Source organism: Lysinibacillus sp. 10T31, from assembly GCF_056394365.1.
In genome coordinates, this window is the sequence record NZ_JBFTHS010000052.1 from 1 (window position 1) to 16,929 (window position 16,929).

Here is a 16,929-nt window from a genome sequence, read left to right on the forward strand (position 1 = left end):
TATAAATGTCAACACCAATATGTTATAAATGTCAACACCAATATGTACATTTTTGCTCGTTTAAGGATGTACAAAATTACTCGTTTTCCGAGGTTAAATGATGCTTTAATCGGTATGAATCACCGACGATTGTGACAACGCTTGCGTGATGTAAAATACGATCTAAAATCGCATTCGCTAACTTCGGTTCAGGGAAAATTTCATCCCATGATTTGAAGTTCACATTCGTTGTGAAAATCGTGCTACGTTTTTCATAACGGGCATCAATGAGCTGGAAAAACAGCTTCGCATCCTCTGGATCGATTGGTAAATAACCAATCTCATCAATGATTAGTAATTTATATTTCGTATAATGCTTTAAACGGCTCTCTAACCGGTTTTCTAAGCGGGCTTTTTTCAGATTCTGAATTAAGTCATGGCACTTCATAAAATAGGTGCTTGTTCGCTTTTTAGCTGCAGTTATGCCTATTGCTGTGGCCAGATGGGTCTTGCCGACACCACTTGGACCAAGGAATACAATATTCTCATTTTCTTCGATAAAACGAAGACTCTGAAAATCGAGTATTTGTTGCTGGTTAATACTTGGTTGGAAATCAAAATTAAAATCCTTTATTTCCTTTAAATGTGGAAATGCAGCGACTTTCACCATCGCATGAATCATATTTTGCTCACGTACATCGATTTCATAGTTTGTTAATTTAATAAGTGTATCGATAAAAGAAAGCTCATTTTTAATGCTAAAGTCGATGACTTCATTCAAATGGATGCCCATTTGCTTTAATTTTAAATACTCTAAGTTTTGCTGTAGTTGCTGATAATTTGTACTCATTATTGAATTCATTTATACATTTCTCCAATCGCTGCTAAATTCCGTTTCGCTAAATCATTAATATCAGGGTATTCGGGCATGGCCTTTGTCATCAGTTCACGATAATGTGCCTCTTGATAATTTAGTTTTGCTTCACTTATTTTGTGTTGCGCGATTAATTCCATGTTATAATAAATCCATAATTGATCATCATACACTTGTAGCCCTACTTTTTTACCTTGATACCCCGGTGGTACGGAGTATTGATGGGACTTGTAGGAAATCATGCTCGATGCATTGACTTTTACCAGTGTAAAATCAATCTTGTAGGAATCTCTTACTCGTTCAGTTGGTAGCTGGAGTAATTGATTCTTTTCTTTTTGCCATTCTAAAATAGGGATTTTATTGGTCCCTTGATGAACTTCATGGTTAATTCGATTACATAGCTGTTGAATATATGTATGTAATTCTGTCATGTTAAACTTCCCTTGATAGGCATGAATCTCATCCAAAAACTTCATCGTTGTCTCAACCTTTCCTTTTGTTCGTGGACGACCTGCTACACAAGGCTTCACCTTAAATCCAAAATCCTTCGCGAAGTGCGCAAACTTCGCATTCACTTTCCCCGCAAAATGTTCTGTTCGTGCTTCATCCATCACGGTTTTCATATTGTCAGTGATGAGTTCTTCTGGTACACCACCCATTTTTTCAAACGTGTCGGTTAAGAAAGAAAATAAAACTGCTTGCGATTTGGAAATACTCATATAAAAGAATCGCATACGAGAGTGGCTCAGCACTAACACAGCTACATTAATCTCCACCTGTTCACCATCACTTGTTTCATAAAGAATACTTTCTTTCCAATCTAGCTGTGCTTGTTTTCCCATACGTGTTTCATAACGAATACCGCTATGCAAAGAAGATAAGCGTTCATCTTTCTCAAAGTAAGCCTTAAATTCTGGCGTGTTGGCAATATAGGTACGAAATGTAGATTGTCCACACTCTAAACCATGGTTGTCTTTTAAATACTGCCAAAGATTACGTCGATAATAAAATACCTGCTTAGAATCTTCTGATAAGAGGCTGGCAATAATCGGGTAGAACTCATCAATTTTAGATGGCTTATTCCGCTTTGTTTTTGGTATAAAACCATTTAAATATTTATCGATTGTTCGTCGATCTACGCCCATATCCCTCGCTAATTTACTTTTATTAATCTTCATGTTTAAATGCTCCATTACTTGTTTAAAATTTGCTAAATCTGAAAGACTATTAATTTTAAATTCTGTCTCAATCTCTAGTTGAATATGCATACTAACACCTCGGTATTAGTATGAAATGAAAGAGCATTTTTGTACATCGTTATTCAAGCAGGAATGTACATATTTAAATTAGCATTTATAGGCTTAACAGGTTCGTTAGTATACTATGGTGTTTACTATGGGACACCTCTTTTAGTTAAAAAGGGTGTACCATTAATGTATGCTTTTTGGTTCTTTCTATGGTTTCCTGTAATGAGTTTATTTCCAGTATCATTACTACTGTATCATTTAGAGGGAAATACTTGGACATGGCAAAATATTTTGGAAAGATTTCGTTTCAATCCTTTAACAGAAAACGATTGGTATTGGGTTGTGGGAGCAGTTATTTTTACAATAATCTTTGACCAACTTCTCGAACCTTTAGGAAAGTTTTTTGCGAGATTTCCAATACTTGCCCCACCAAGTTATCTTCCTGCACCATTCAATCCATTAAAAAGAATGGAAATACCTCCAGCAGAATTTTTTGGTGTTACGCTTTATGGGAATTGGAAAATGTTAACCATATTTATTCCATTACACCTTTTTGCTATGCTTAGTGAAGAAATAATGTGGAGAGGTTTTTTCCTCCCTATCCAACAAGAGATTTTCGGGAATTGGGCTTGGGTAGTGAATGGATTACTTTGGGCATGGGTTGTTCATGCTTGTCTGAAGTGGCATTTTATCAATATGCTTCCCAGCATGCTTATTGCTCCATGGATCGCGCAGTTTACTAATTCAACATGGGCCTCTTTTGTAACCCATTCTGTTGGAAATAGTTTACTATGGATTTTGTTATTAGTGGGAATAATAAAAAAAACTAAACCTCAAAAAATAAACTCAATTTAATTTTATAATGCAACTTTTAAAGTCTTGTTACATAAGTAAATGTAGCAAGATTTATTTTTTTATAAACAACTAACCCTTTTCAACTTTTAAGCTTGTATTTTAGCTGGATTTCTATTAATATCCAGAGAATTTTATTGTTTCATTACTTTCCTGAATATTAAGGGAAATTTAAAGGGTTTTACTCTTCATTCGTAGTATTAAACTAAACGGGGGTGGCTGTATGTTTGGTATTTTTAAAGAATCAGAAAAGACTATAGACTCTTATGAGCATGTTAGTTTTATTTTAAAATCCTTGCTCACATACGAGCTAAAAGACTTACCTATTCGCTATGAATTTTGGTATCGTGTGGCAATTCGTCAGGAGGAATTGCGAACGTTAAACACCGAGCATCGAGCAAAGATCTCTATGACTAGCGCAGTAGGACGATTTCACCAAACACAATACGAGGGAACGAAACAAAAGTTAGCAAAGCTTGAACGTCTCGCAGATATGTATAAATCGTTTTGTATTGAGGAAGAACGAGAAGCATTAAATCATCGACTCCATTTTCATAAAGAAGCGATTTCTGAGCTATATGAGCACGTCCAAAATAAAGAGCTATATGTGTATTGCGATACTGTACAACATCAATTTTGGGATGCAGTAAGTGAAGATATATTAAATGCAATGGCCCACCTTGATTAAGTAGGTGGGCTATGCAAAGACTTCTATTTCCATTTCTCTTTAGCCACCGGAATGTCCCCGATCAGTAAACTCATCTTCTAAACGATATTCTTCTGACAGCCTCAAAACTTGAAACATTTCCCTTTTTAATTCGTAAATATACAAAGAAAGGAAGTGAATGGCAATAAATATTAATATACATAAAGGTGGCTATGTAGAAAACGAGGCCATTATTTCACACATTCAATTTCAAGTAAATAGAGGTGAGCTAGTTGGATTAATCGGTTCCAATGGGGCAGGCAAAAGTACAACTTTACAAGCAATGATGGGTGTATTACCAATAATGGATGGTCAAGTGACAATAGGAACTTACGGCTATGTACCAGAAAGACCAATTTTGTATGAGTATTTCACATTGTGGGAGCACATCGATTTTTACATGCGTGTAGCTGGTAAGGAAAATTCTTTAACAAATCGTGCAAATGAATTACTGAAAATTTTTCATTTGGACCATAAGCTACACGATTATCCCACAACGTTTTCCAAAGGTATGCAACAAAAAGTGATGCTTATTTTAGCATTTCTTGACAAGCATTCTACTTATATTTTAGATGAACCGTTTATGGGACTGGATCCACAGGCAATGCGTAAGCTCTTAACGATTTTAGAAGAATTAAAAGCGCAAGGTGCCGCCATTTTAATGAGTACACATGCACTCGATACGGCAGAAAAAATATGTGATCGCTTCATATTAATCGATGATGGCCGAATTTTACAGCAAGGTACACTCGAATCGTTACGCTTAGCAGCGAAACAGGACAAAGCATCTCTTCTTGATATTTTCGACACCCTGCTTGAGGAAACTCACCATGACTAGTTTATTGCGACAACGAAGAAAATTAGAGCGTTCTCACAATTTTAAGCTATTGGCAAGCATCGTCGATTGGACAGTCGCCTTATATGTTGTTGTGCCAGCCCTAGTCATAGGCTTTTTCCTTTATAAAGACTTTATCTTAAATATTAATACATCACCGGTCATACATATTCCGCTAGTGCTCTTTATTGTACTGTTATTTCTTATTACACGAATTGAAACTATTCGTACTTATTTACAACGAGCCGATCGTCTTTTTTTAATCCAAAACCGTAAACAAATGATACGGTTAAAACAAGCTGGTCTTTATTGGTCGTTAAGTAAGCACCTAATTTTACTTGGTTCTGCCCTTGCTCTATTAGCACCCATTTTTATAATCGTTCATCATGTAACGATATTAGAATTACTTATTTTACTTCTGCTACTATTGACGACTAATTTTACTAACGCGCTTCTACAATTAAAACTTCATAAATGGCAGCAGCTAGTAAGTAAAGTTTTTATGTGCATTCTCGGTACAGTTTGCTTTTTATATATACCAGTTATTATCACTGCACTTATTTATTTAATACTTCTTGTTTATTGTACAAGCTATTATAATACACATTTTGTTTATAGTTCTAAATATTTTGATCAACAGGTAGAGCTCGATCAAGCTGCTTTTTATAAATGGCAAAGTCTTTTATTCCGAATTACTCCTGAGCTTCAAAGTCAGTTAGTACCGAAATTAAAAAAGCCTCGCCTATGGAAAAATTCAAAGCGCATGTTTCGACGTTCCGATTATTATATAGAGGAACTAGTATGTAAAACGATGCTTCGCCAAAAACAGTATCTCTTCGGCTATCTGCGTTTTTTATCAATGGGTATCGGGCTAACTATTATTGTGCCATCGTGGGCGAAAATTATCATACTTGGAATTCTTTATTTTACTATACGCTCAATGATGCAATCGGTGTTCCAACAAATTTTCGAGCATAAAATTTGGTCAATCTTTCAAGTATCCAATGAACAAATCCAGGCAACTAGCATTCGATTGCTAAAGGGATTTGTAAATCTCCCATTGCTGTGTATCCTGATTATCTTAGTTATTTTTACTCTTATAAATCAAGGCTCATAACGTTAAAAAAGCACAGAAATTCTGTGCTTTTAATGTTATAAGCTGTTTTCTTTATTCCGCAATCTGGTCGTTAGCTGAATAAATTGGTTATATAATTTCCGTTGAAAAATAAGATTAAGTCTCCAATTGCCCCAATACAAAAAAATATAAAATAATAACTTGCAATTGTCACCTTTTTGTTAAACAGTTCCTTGAGTGCTTGAATAAACAACGCGTCAAACTTAAACCAACTTAATATCCAACTAATTAAAAGAAAACTAATAATCATCATTTCCTTTTTCTGCCCCCTGTTATTTGAACCATTTAGTAAATACATCTTTTCTGTTTATTGATTTCCTAAATCTTTTGCACAACAACAGCTTTTGAAAACGGAAATGTATAAAAAAAATGCTTTATTTCAACGCGATTGGACACTGAATTCAATATTTGAATGTATTCAGCAGTTTTACTGAAATCAGAAATGACTAATCGACCATTTGGTCTTAAAACTCGCCACATTTCTAGAATCGCCTTCCTTCTTCCATCTACACTTTTAATGTTATGGACTACGAAGTTTGAAACAACAACATCGAAACTTCCGTCCGAAAATGGAAGTTCCCGAGCGTCAGCATCCACGATGTCGATTTCTGCCACACTTTCAGCAACCATATTAGCTTGTAGTTTAGCTTTTCCATTCCCTCCCAAATCCCATTTTGACCAAACATCAGTGGCTGTCACCTTACAACCCCTTTGAGATGCGGAAATAGCTAAAAGTCCACGACCTGTTCCCACATCAAGAAGTTCATCACCTGATTTAGCTTGTGCAAGGCTCAAAATCACCTTTCTGTGTGCGATTTTGATTGTTGTTGAATATGTAAACATCCATAGGCCTGTCACAAGACAAATCAAACCATAGCCCAATACAAACCCATTGACTGAACCAAACATACCCAATAACGTAAATACCAGCCCGATAATAATTAAAAAGGCAACCCAAAATGGAGCGTCAACCCCATATCGCATGGTAATTTTCATTTACCTTGACCTCCTTTCCTACCCTGCATACGAAAAGCACTACATAGTGTCTTCAATAAAATGACCCGTTTGTTGCATACTGTTTTTTTACCATATTATAACATTAATACCTTTTTATTTGAAATAAAATTCTTGTATAAGCCTTTTTTGATTGTATGTAACTGTTCTCCATATTAGTTCAGTGACGATTTCATGATTCTATAAGTAGTTTATGTACATTAGATTTATTAGATTTTCTAAAAGTATTGATTTTATTAGTGTTTAATCGCCTAAATCGCTTATGTTATTAACGTTTTTCCATGGTAAGAAAATCCCCCTATTGGTACTAGTTCAAAATGAAAACCAACCATTTTTGAAGGTATTGTAACAGATATTAACTAAAAATAAATGAATGAATGATTAATATTGTATTCAACTTACATCCATCACTTTGGTTCAAGTAATATCATTTTTAATACTTTTTCATACGTTTTTATCTATTTGTAATTTCATGAAACATTGATATAAATGAATTATGAGGTATTCGATATACTTAGAATTTATCTGGATACTTCTCAAAAAACGTTAGGTTGATTTCCGTTCCAAACGGGCTCTTTCCTGAGGGTCTATCGGAACGGAAATCAACTAAATATATTTAAACAGGTGCCAGCATAGTTTGCTAGCACCTGTTGTTTATTATTTATTATCTTCCATTCCTTGGATAAGCATTTTTCTAAATTCCTGTGCTTGGTCGGCTTTAATAGCTACATTGTTATAACTTTTTTTAAGCCCAAGCATGAAGGTCACTTCCACAGGCTCCTTCATTTTTAAAATAAACTGTGGATATGCCGCTTCAAAATCACGTGCTATAAAATCAATTGTATCCTTGGCTAATTTTCCTTCCAATTGTTCCTTATCCTCAATAAGCTCTTCAATCTGCTCAAAGCGAATTTCTGCTCGTTTCATCAATCCTAAAGACAAATACAATTTATCAGATGTTACATGAACAGGATTTAAACGAATGGCCTGCATATCCGCTACAAAAAATATTACAGAGTATACATTTAAAATAAGCAATAGAATAGAAAGAACAATTGATTTCTCATGTAGCCACCAATGAATCCCGATTGTCTCAATGGCTATTCCATGGATTAGCATAATGATAAAGGCAATATAGCTCGAGTTTTTATGCAAGGTTAAACCTGGGCGCTCTTTTCTCTTCCAGCTTGCAAAAGCGTAGTAAAATACTAAAAAATCTGCGCAAAGCATTTGGATAATAGGATGCTTCGGTGCATGTTTTTCAACTGCTTTTGGAAATGAGAACAAATCAGGTAAAGCAGTTAATCGTACATCCGCTAGAATTCTTGGCATGTAACGAACAAGAGTTGCAACTAGTAAAATTTCTAATAATAAAAGCGTACCTTCAATCGCAAACCCAGTCCAGGTCACTGCAACAAATGGCTGCAGATGTTCTATTGGAATAATAAAACGAGCTGCAATACAACCAGCCGCTGCTAAAATAATCGCTTGTTTTATAGAAAACTTTCCTTTATACAACAGCAATAAAATAGGCATAACAAGAACAAAATCAATTAATGAGCCAATAACAACTCCATTTGTTTCAGAAGGTAAAATCGATACACCCAAACCAGTGTTATAAAGCGTGTAATTGCTAGCAAGTACGAGTAACAAAAATGCTAGCCATATATTTTGCTTTTTCTTTAATGCAACCATGTCAAATCTCCCCCTTTTTCAAATGAATATCATTTATTTCATTAATAATTCCTTCCTTTAATACAATTTGATTGAGCTTCTGAACAATTTCTTTTAAATGCACGATCTCACTTAACTCAAGCTTTGAATAATATCTCGAAATAATAAATCGTTTTATTTCTTCTTCTCTTTCAAAATATGTAATGCCTGAAGTATCAAGACTTACAAATATTTCTCGTCTGTTTTCAGGATTAATGCTCCGAAATACATATTGCTGTTCTTCAAGTTTACTAACCAGCTGTCCGACAGCACTAGACGTTATATTCATATAACTTGCAATCTGTCCAATCGTCACTTGACTATTTTTTTTAATAAAATCTAATAAAATTATTTGTTTAGGGGATAATTCATCACTCAATAAATTTTGATGTAATTTTATGAAATGGCTATCCATTGAATAAATAGCTTCATTTATTTCCTCCACAAGCTTATAAATAAGTTCTTCATCCTTTGCCATCACTAAATCAATCCTTTAAGTAAAGTTAATAGTAAAGGTATCTTTACTATTAACTTTACTTTATTGTATGTGGTTATTATTGTCAATAAGCAATAATAAAGATCATTACCACAACGTGAATCGCGCGAACAGGGGATATCCGTGAAAGAGAAGTAAATACCCGCATTTGCAATGAATCGATTAATCTCAATTATTAAATATGAAAAATTCCTGAAAGTTATTGGAGTAGACCCTACTGTTTATTTTTGAATCATCAGCAAAAGTTGTGGATGACATTTGTTAAAACGTAACCTTGCAAAAGTTGATTGGAGTGGAGACTGGGCGACTCCTTGGGGATCAGCGTCACAGATGAGACCCTGGAGCGAGCAACGCGAGTGAAGCGGCTCATCGGACGCCCCCAGGAAAGCGCCCAGTCGGAACGGAAATCAACCTCAGCTATCCTTTATCAAAAAATTGTTTACGATAAACATGTGGGGAGTATCCTGTATATTTCTTAAATTTTTCAATATAGTAACTTACTGTACTAAATCCTGTTGTTGTAGCAATTGTAGTGATAGATTGCTCACTATCACGTAGTAGCTCCATACTTTTGCGAAGACGATAGTGTAGTAAATATGTGAATGGTGTCATGCCGACCATTTTTTTGAAAAAGCGACTACACTCTGCACGACTTAAAAAAACATGTGCAGCTAAATTTTCTAAAGATATCTTCTCTTGATAATGAACATGTAAATAATCAAGCATTTCCTTCGCTCGATCATGCTGAACAATAATTGCTGGATCCAGTATTTCTTCTGTTAACATTGATTGTGACAAAATAGTTTCCCACATGACTAATAACTCTCTCCATACCTTTAGCTCATAAAAAATGGCTTGCTCTTGCAGTAATTTCGCCACGAATTCTATTTTTTGCGCCAATTGGCCAGAAAGCTTTACATAGGGTAGTCTGCTGCTCGTTATATACGGCAGTACATATTTAGTGGCAAAAATACTGTCCTTGTGTCCGCCTAAAAGCAATGGGTCCACGTTAATACAGAAAATTGTAGCCTGCTCTATTTGAAAAGGCTTAGCTTCATGTAAAACTGATGCATTGACAAATAGTCCCTCTCCCTCCTCAAGTACAAAGATATCTGCTCCTACTCGGTATTCCACACGACCGCTTTTCACATAGACAAATTGAATTTCTTTATGCCAATGTAACGGTAAAAAATCCAGACTATCTAATTGCAAAACCGTCTCATATAAGGCAACTGGAAATTCCTTCGTCCCATGTAACGTTAGTTCTTGTAAATCCTTCGCAATTTTAATATGTGTTAACGCCATACTTCACTCACCTCAATATATTGATATTTTTAATCATATAAATCGATATTTCTTGTACTTAATATTCCTTATAATTTCTTTATATTGATAGTTTAGGAGATGTTTTAAGATGAATCAATCTGCACAGAAAAATCGTACTCTTGGTTTTATTCTTGTCATTCTAGGGGCAAGTTTTTGGGGTATTGGCGGGACCGTCGCACAAAAGCTATTTCAGCAGGAAAATATAGAGGTTGGCTGGCTTGTTTCTAGTCGTCTTTTATTAGCTGGCCTATTACTCATAACTGCCTATAAAATCACACATCGTAAAGAGTCTATTTTTGTGATGTGGCGAACAAAGCACAATGCTTTTAGACAAATTTTATTTAGTTTACTTGGAATGCTGGCGGTTCAATATACGTATATGATGTCGATTGCTATAGGTAACTCTGCTGTAGCAACATTATTGCAATACTTAGCACCACTCTTTATTATGGCCTATTATTTAATAACGAAGAACAGTCAATTGACAAGGCAGGATGGAATAGCTGTGACTCTAACACTTATTGGTACTTTTTTATTACTAACAAATGGCTCGTTGTCTACACTTTCTGTTCCAACGATGGCCGTATTTTGGGGGATATTATCTGGTCTTTCGGCTGCTTTTTATACGCTATATGCCGTCTCACTTTTACAGCAGTTCCACTCATTGTTAGTTGTAGGCTGGTCGATGCTGATTGGCGGGATTGTGATGAGTCTTTTCCATCAGCCATGGCAAATTGATATGTCAAACTGGACATTTTCGACAATCGCTTACTTTCTGTTTATCGTAATTTTCGGGACAATGTTGGCATTTTGGTTTTATATTGCAAGTTTGCATTATTTATCGCCAAAAGAAACTAGTTTACTTGGTAGTCTTGAACCTCTAACAGCTGTTATTACAAGTGTTTTTTGGCTTAAAATTTCTTTTGGGAGCTTTCAGTTTATTGGGACAATGCTGATTCTCTGCATGATTTTATATCTTACAGTTTTTCAGAAAAAGAATCGAGAGGAAGGCTTAACCAATTTAGGATAATTCCAAAAATATTAGTCATAAATTCCTACACAAAATAAATAAACTATGAATTTCCACATAAAATTTACATATTAAATATATCTTTTTTCCTTAGCTGTCTATTATACTGAAAATATCATCATTCAAGGGGGTATTTTTATGGATAAAAAGGTTATTTTCTTCGAGGTTCGTGGCGGCACAGATAAGGGCCCTGACGGCTATCGACAAGATACAATGCCAATGGTGAATGCGCTAAAACAACGTGGACAGGATGCAGAAGTCATTTTCTTTGATGTTACAAAAAAAGAGGAAATTTTTAATTACGTCAAAGAGCAAGGTATTGCCTATGTATCACGTATTAATCCAGGAAACTTACAGCATGAACAAGAGTACTTCGATATGTTACGTGAACTATGTAATGCAGGTGTAATCGGTATGCCACACCCTGATGCAATGATTGGTTATGGTTCTAAAGATGCATTATCGAAGCTGTCCTCAACGAATTTAGTGCCTGATGATACATTTGCTTATTATACAATTGAAGCATTTAAAGCTCAGTTCCCTACTTCTCTTGCTAGTACTGAACGGGTCCTAAAGCAAAATCGTGGATCGACGGGAGAAGGTATATGGCGAGTAAAACTGGTTGAACCTCTTGCTGAGGGAATCACAGAAGTACCACTTGATGCGGAGATTAAATGTACAGAAGCAAAGGATAATCATGTGGAATATTGGAAACTAAGCGACTTCATGACGTTCTGTGAGCAATATATTACTGGTCCAAATGGTATGCTAATTGATATGCGCTTCCTTCCGCGTATTACTGAAGGCGAAATCCGCTTATTTATGTTACGAAATAAACCAGTAAACGTTGTACATAAAAAACCGGCAGATTCCGAAGACGCATTTAGTGCAACACTGTTCTCGGGTGCGCAATATCGCTATGATGCACCAGAAGACTGGAAGGAGCTTGTCCAAAACTTTTTAAGACAACTACCACTCGTAACTAGTTTACTGGGCAATTATGATTTACCGCTCATATGGACTGCCGATTTCATGCTTGATACAAACGAAGCTGGCGAAGATTGTTATATTTTAGGGGAAATGAATTGTTCATGTGTAGGCTTCACTTCTGAACTTTCTTTAGCACATCAAGTAGCAGAAGAAATTTTAGCTTGTATCCATGAAAATACCGAGATTTCAGCATAAGATGCGACTTTAATCTTATACTGACCGGAAATACAGGATAATTGAAAAAGTGCGATCTTTTGGGATCGCACTTTTTATATATAAATCTTAATAGCTTGTATAAATTCATAAATAAAATATCCGGCAAAGCAAATTAGTAACAAACCCGCTACCATTGTAAACGATTTAATGACCTTACGACTCATCGCTTTACGGGTAACTGAAACAATGGTCATCAAGCCAATATCATGCAACAATATGCCACTCAGAACCCCTGCAGCAATCACTAAAAAATTCGCTGACTCCCCTTGCCCATATGATTTGGCAAGTACAACACCGAAAACATTTACCGATACGAAAAACATATACATTCTTAAAAAATGCAGACATCTCTACTGTGACACAACTTATATCTTTCGACTTTCGTTTTGTGTCTTCCTTATTCTTCGAGCCTGGTTTCGCGAAAAGCTACTGCCATTTTGTATGACTCTCCAAAGGCTTAAATTCCGCAGTATCGTTGCGTACACATCTAAGGTTTAGTTTTTAGTTAAACTTCTTAGATTGAATAATTTGCTAAATTAATGCTTGCATTCAAATCTCTATCCAGTTTTAATCCACAAGAGCAGATAAATAGTCTGTCTTTCAGTCTCAAATCGGATTTGATTTGTCTGCAACTAGAACAAGTTTTTGATGATGGAAACCATCTGTCGGCTTCAATAAATTCAATTCCGTATGTTTGACATTTGTATTGAATATGCCGTTTGAATTCATATAGCTTTTGCTCGGCTATCGCCTTCGCCAGATGTTTATTTTTCATCAACCCTTTTACATTTAAATGTTCCATTACAATACGAGATGGCTTGGTTTTCACAATCTCATTAGAACACTGATGTAAATGATTTGTTCGGATGTCGTTAATTCGCTTATATAAATTACGGATTGCAGTGTTTTGTTTTTGAATATTTTTCATATTCTTTAAAGGTGTTTTATAGATTGGCTTTCGGTTTTTAGAATACTTTTTAGTATTGGCTTCAAGCTTACGAGCTAGTTGTCGTTGTTCTCGTTTCAACTTTCGCTCTAATCGTTTGACTTCTGTGGTTTTGTTGATGTTCTTTTTGAACTTGCCATCAGAACAAACTGCCAATTTTTTGATCCCTACATCAATCCCTAAACTTTCGCCTATCAAATCATATTGCTCAAATTCTTGCTCATATCCAATGGATAAGAACCAATTTCGTCCATCAAATGAGATGCGTGGATTCGAATATTTATGACCTTTTTTAAGCTTAGGAAGCGCATTGCAAGTTTTTACATTGCCAATCTTTTCACCTCTAAAACCTTCATTTGTTCGTTTTAAACTTTCGTAATTTACATAAAAGCTAACTTTACTTCTTCGTCTGCTTTTGAACCTTGGCTTTTCAGTCAAGCCTTCAAACCAACGCTTTCTAGCAATATCGGCATCTTTTACCGCCTGTTTCATCACATTGCTACCGACTTCATTCAGCCATTTATGCGTTGTTGGTTTCAGTTCGTTATTGATTTTCTTACGAACTTCGCCCTCTTTGACTGTTCGCTTCTCGTCGTTATAAATACGTTCGCTTTCAGCCAAGAAATAATTGTAAGCCCATCTCGCAGTCCCCGCAGACTTCCAAAACAAAATCTCTTGTTCTTTAGTGGTTTTAGTCTTATTTTTGTCGCCAGAATCATTGTTTTTCACCTTGACGAGGTGTACTGACTCGACAATAGCCAATTACCAACTTTCGTTTAGCAAATTTTCCAATGGACATTAATTCCATGCATACCACCTCTCTTTCAATATGATAAAATCACTTTATCCTAATTAGAGAGGTTGTTAACATTTTTATATTTGTATATTTTTTTCTTGTTCACACGAAGGCGCAACCCTTCATGCAGTCTTTCTCTCACGAGTAGACCTCTTATGCTTTCACATAAGCGCAGACTATATCTTCATCTTATCTTCTAATAAGAGCCACATTTTTCTTCCGCCATCCGCTTGCGGTTTTACTCTCCCTCAAGGAGATAGTCGTTGAACGTCTTCCTTGTCTCATTAGAGATTTAGGAGTTCGCTGCTAAACATCCATTGCCAAAGCACTTAGCGCTACCGTTTTCCGTTGTCACGATGATCCTTTACGGACACTGAGTAATTTTTTTCAGCTTATGCCATCCTTGTTGTTTTTTCTGCTTTCGCACCGTTACGTCTGCCGTTTCCAGCTCCGCTTTGGTCACAAGGCTTTAGGAGTTAAAAGCAATTAACGTGGAGTTCGCACCAATCGCTTGATACGAAGGGTATTCTGTTATAAATCTATTTTTCTATACTGATTTGTATAGTTTTGTCTAAATTTGTTGTAACAGTTTAGTTACCCAAAATACTAGATTTCCAGGCGAAATTGCAACTAGTAAACCATTACGATAAGAAGTAAAAAATGATTTTGTCACTTTCTCTCCTGCAAGCGTAATATCATGATCAGCATTCTTTATAGAATCTAGCCCTAAAAGGAATAAAAAGCCGGCTCCTATAATCCACATAGGAATTTGAATGATAGGCATTGCTAAAATGGACGCTAGTCCCATATACAATGCAAAAACTAATACAATATCAATAGTCATACCACCAAGCCCGACAGCCCAACCATGCATAAAGCCATTTTTTAGTCCTTGCTTTGTCATTTCTACTGTAATAGCCCCAACAGGCATAGCAATCGCAAGTCCTACCAATACATACGCTACATATAAACTCAAATAAACACTTCTTTCATGATCAATTTCGCCTTGGCGTAATTGCCGCTGTCGCTTCGCTTTCGCGCAGATAAACAATACGTCCGGATTTTGAATTGTGCCCGCACAATTCATTCCTTTCAAAATCCGTGACATCCGCCGGAGGCCTTATCTTCATTCAGTAGGTGTTTGGGACACTCACTGAAAAGGAACCACATCCGCATTCGTTTCTTCAAATTTAGAGGTGGAAGTCTTCTACTGAAAGAAGATAGGATAAGTTTCATACGTCCGTTTATAATTGCATTATAGCATAAAAATACATAAAATCTCATTTTTACTAATAAATATTCATTTCTTTATATGCTGATACTTTATTTGTATGCTATTATTGGGAAACCTATTCTTATTGCTATTCAATTCACCTTGGCGTAATTGTGCCCAGGCCGATGTCGGTCATTTCGGTAATGCCACAGTACGTGGCGTTTTTACCGATGCAGGTCCGTTAGCCGTTTTGAATGTTGACCTTCTTTACAGTAAACAGAGCAATTACCATCAATATTGCACAGCAAGCAAATAGACTAATTAAAAACATTCCACCTACCGAATAACCCCAATATTCTACTAGCGAACCGAAAATTGGTGGAATTAAAAATACACCAATGGATGCAACCATTATACTAAATCCACTTGCAAAACCACTCATAGATTTTTCCACACTTTCAACAGCAAGCGTCATCCATATACCATTGAAGCCAGCAAGAGAAAAACCTACAATAGCTATACATATAACTATTAAACTAGAGGAATGTATAAAGTACATAAGGGTTATCCCAATTGTACTTAGTGTGGTAATGATTAACAATACGCCCCATCGATTTCTATTAAAAAATTTATCACTAATAATACCCCACAACACTCGCCCGCATGCCCCACTAATTTCAGAAATAGCCAAGCATATTCCAGCACTATAAATTGACCAGTCCTTTACTTCATACAAAAATAATATAATGTACGTGTTAAATGTAATTTGAACACCCATTAATATGAATGCAGAGCTATTCGTAAAAAAGAGCCATTTTGAGTGAAAGAAAATGCGTAATTGCTGACGTAAAGGCATTTTAGTAGCCATCTCAGTTTGTGAATCTTCTTTTGTCTTTAATACAAAAGGTATGATGAAGCTAAACAATAATAATAAAACTGCCGCAACAGACAATGTGTAGCGCCAACCGATGTACGCTACCAATGGAATCAACATAATACTCGAGCCTGCTGAACCTAGTGTAATAGACATTTGTTTTAGCCCCATTAGTAATGAAACTTTATTTACCGGAAGTGTATTCACAAGGAAGCGATTTGTGACAGGATGCATTCCTCCATAACCCATCCCAGCTAGTACAACAAATACTAAGCCCAACGAATAATTATCTACCCAAGCAAAACTTAAAAAGCCCGTCCCAACAACAATCATCAAGCAAACCATCATTTTATGGGTACTCAATCGATCTGCTAAATACCCAATTAGTAACGTTGCTATAAATTGACCAATAAAAAGGGCAGTCGGAAGGAATCCTAACTGCCCTTTATTCAGTGATAAGTCAGCACTAATATAGAACATTAAAGGGCTAATACTTCTCCCAACAAAGGCAGTTAAAAATTGAGCAATGATGATCCACATTGCGATAAATTTCATCTGTTGCATAATTTATCAAAACCACCTTTTACTCTTAATGAGCACAATCGCAAACATTTATTTCTACCTAATAAAGTAATAGAACTTTTCAGGTGTGCTATTTAACTAAATTTAACCACAACTTTTGCCATT

At 35.7% G+C, this 16,929-nt stretch carries 15 protein-coding genes and 2 pseudogenes; 7 read left to right on the plus strand and 10 right to left on the minus strand.

Annotated features, from left to right (window positions below; translation table 11 throughout):
• Window positions 1-76: 76 nt before the first annotated feature.
• Both istB and istA read right to left on the minus strand, forming a co-directional pair.
• The gene (gene istB, locus AC1DCY_RS22425) at window positions 77-829 is read right to left on the minus strand and encodes an IS21-like element helper ATPase IstB (protein ID WP_477353687.1); all 753 of its coding nucleotides are present in this window, start codon (window positions 827-829) and stop codon (window positions 77-79) included.
• 8 nt (window positions 830-837) lie between these two features.
• Window positions 838-2,121, minus strand: a complete 1,284-nt coding sequence (gene istA, locus AC1DCY_RS22430) for an IS21 family transposase (protein ID WP_477353630.1) — start codon at window positions 2,119-2,121, stop codon at window positions 838-840.
• Window positions 2,122-2,160: 39 nt separating this feature from the next.
• On the opposite strand from istA, the gene AC1DCY_RS22435 reads away from it, so the two are divergent.
• The 4 genes from AC1DCY_RS22435 to AC1DCY_RS22450 all read left to right on the plus strand — a co-directional run bounded on the left by AC1DCY_RS22435 (window position 2,161) and on the right by AC1DCY_RS22450 (window position 5,610).
• Complete coding sequence (locus AC1DCY_RS22435) at window positions 2,161-2,955, plus strand: CPBP family glutamic-type intramembrane protease (RefSeq protein WP_477353632.1); 795 nt, start codon at window positions 2,161-2,163, stop codon at window positions 2,953-2,955.
• 220 nt (window positions 2,956-3,175) lie between these two features.
• Entirely contained in the window at window positions 3,176-3,640 is a 465-nt protein-coding gene (locus AC1DCY_RS22440) for a hypothetical protein (protein WP_477353634.1), read from the plus strand.
• Between the two features lie 157 nt (window positions 3,641-3,797).
• Window positions 3,798-4,496, plus strand: coding sequence for an ABC transporter ATP-binding protein (locus tag AC1DCY_RS22445; protein ID WP_477353636.1), 699 nt, complete (start codon window positions 3,798-3,800; stop codon window positions 4,494-4,496).
• Window positions 4,489-5,610 (plus strand): ABC transporter permease, encoded by a 1,122-nt coding sequence (locus tag AC1DCY_RS22450; protein ID WP_477353638.1) that lies wholly within the window; start codon window positions 4,489-4,491, stop codon window positions 5,608-5,610. Before AC1DCY_RS22445 ends, AC1DCY_RS22450 begins: the two co-directional genes overlap by 8 nt.
• A 336-nt stretch (window positions 5,611-5,946) precedes the next feature.
• On the opposite strand, the gene AC1DCY_RS22455 is transcribed toward AC1DCY_RS22450, so the two are convergent.
• The 3 genes from AC1DCY_RS22455 to AC1DCY_RS22465 all read right to left on the minus strand — a co-directional run bounded on the left by AC1DCY_RS22455 (window position 5,947) and on the right by AC1DCY_RS22465 (window position 8,833).
• On the minus strand, window positions 5,947-6,624 hold the full coding sequence (locus AC1DCY_RS22455; RefSeq protein WP_477353640.1) for a class I SAM-dependent methyltransferase: 678 nt from the start codon (window positions 6,622-6,624) through the stop codon (window positions 5,947-5,949).
• A gap of 675 nt (window positions 6,625-7,299) precedes the next feature.
• On the minus strand, window positions 7,300-8,337 hold the full coding sequence (locus AC1DCY_RS22460; RefSeq protein WP_477353642.1) for a beta-carotene 15,15'-monooxygenase: 1,038 nt from the start codon (window positions 8,335-8,337) through the stop codon (window positions 7,300-7,302).
• 1 nt (window position 8,338) lies between these two features.
• Window positions 8,339-8,833: a MarR family winged helix-turn-helix transcriptional regulator gene (locus AC1DCY_RS22465; RefSeq protein WP_477353644.1), complete on the minus strand. Its 495-nt coding sequence runs from the start codon at window positions 8,831-8,833 to the stop codon at window positions 8,339-8,341.
• Between the two features lie 329 nt (window positions 8,834-9,162).
• Between AC1DCY_RS22465 and AC1DCY_RS22470 the strand changes: the two genes are divergently transcribed.
• A complete protein-coding gene (locus AC1DCY_RS22470; protein ID WP_477353645.1) occupies window positions 9,163-9,330 on the plus strand; it encodes a hypothetical protein in 168 nt (55 codons plus the stop codon).
• Here AC1DCY_RS22470 and AC1DCY_RS22475 read toward each other — a convergent pair.
• Window positions 9,269-10,156, minus strand: coding sequence for a helix-turn-helix domain-containing protein (locus AC1DCY_RS22475; RefSeq protein WP_477353647.1), 888 nt, complete (start codon window positions 10,154-10,156; stop codon window positions 9,269-9,271). The genes AC1DCY_RS22470 and AC1DCY_RS22475 overlap by 62 nt on opposite strands.
• A gap of 109 nt (window positions 10,157-10,265) precedes the next feature.
• Here AC1DCY_RS22475 and AC1DCY_RS22480 point away from each other — a divergent pair, with 109 nt between their 5' ends.
• On the plus strand, window positions 10,266-11,207 hold the full coding sequence (locus AC1DCY_RS22480) for a DMT family transporter (RefSeq protein ID WP_477353649.1): 942 nt from the start codon (window positions 10,266-10,268) through the stop codon (window positions 11,205-11,207).
• Window positions 11,208-11,345: 138 nt separating this feature from the next.
• The gene (locus AC1DCY_RS22485) at window positions 11,346-12,392 is read left to right on the plus strand and encodes a Cj0069 family protein (RefSeq protein WP_477353651.1); all 1,047 of its coding nucleotides are present in this window, start codon (window positions 11,346-11,348) and stop codon (window positions 12,390-12,392) included.
• A 74-nt stretch (window positions 12,393-12,466) separates the two neighbouring features.
• Here the strand turns inward: AC1DCY_RS22485 and AC1DCY_RS22490 are convergent, their stop codons facing one another.
• From AC1DCY_RS22490 to AC1DCY_RS22505, 4 genes and pseudogenes are all read right to left on the minus strand, one after another.
• Window positions 12,467-12,736, minus strand: coding sequence for a LysE family transporter (locus AC1DCY_RS22490; protein ID WP_477353653.1), 270 nt, complete (start codon window positions 12,734-12,736; stop codon window positions 12,467-12,469).
• Between the two features lie 191 nt (window positions 12,737-12,927).
• Window positions 12,928-14,078 (minus strand): annotated as a pseudogene (locus tag AC1DCY_RS22495) (RNA-guided endonuclease InsQ/TnpB family protein).
• Window positions 14,079-14,750: 672 nt separating this feature from the next.
• A pseudogene (locus tag AC1DCY_RS22500) lies at window positions 14,751-15,131 on the minus strand (LysE family translocator); the annotation flags it as partial.
• Between the two features lie 478 nt (window positions 15,132-15,609).
• On the minus strand, window positions 15,610-16,806 hold the full coding sequence (locus tag AC1DCY_RS22505) for an MFS transporter (protein WP_477353655.1): 1,197 nt from the start codon (window positions 16,804-16,806) through the stop codon (window positions 15,610-15,612).
• Between the last annotated feature and the right edge of the window lie 123 nt (window positions 16,807-16,929).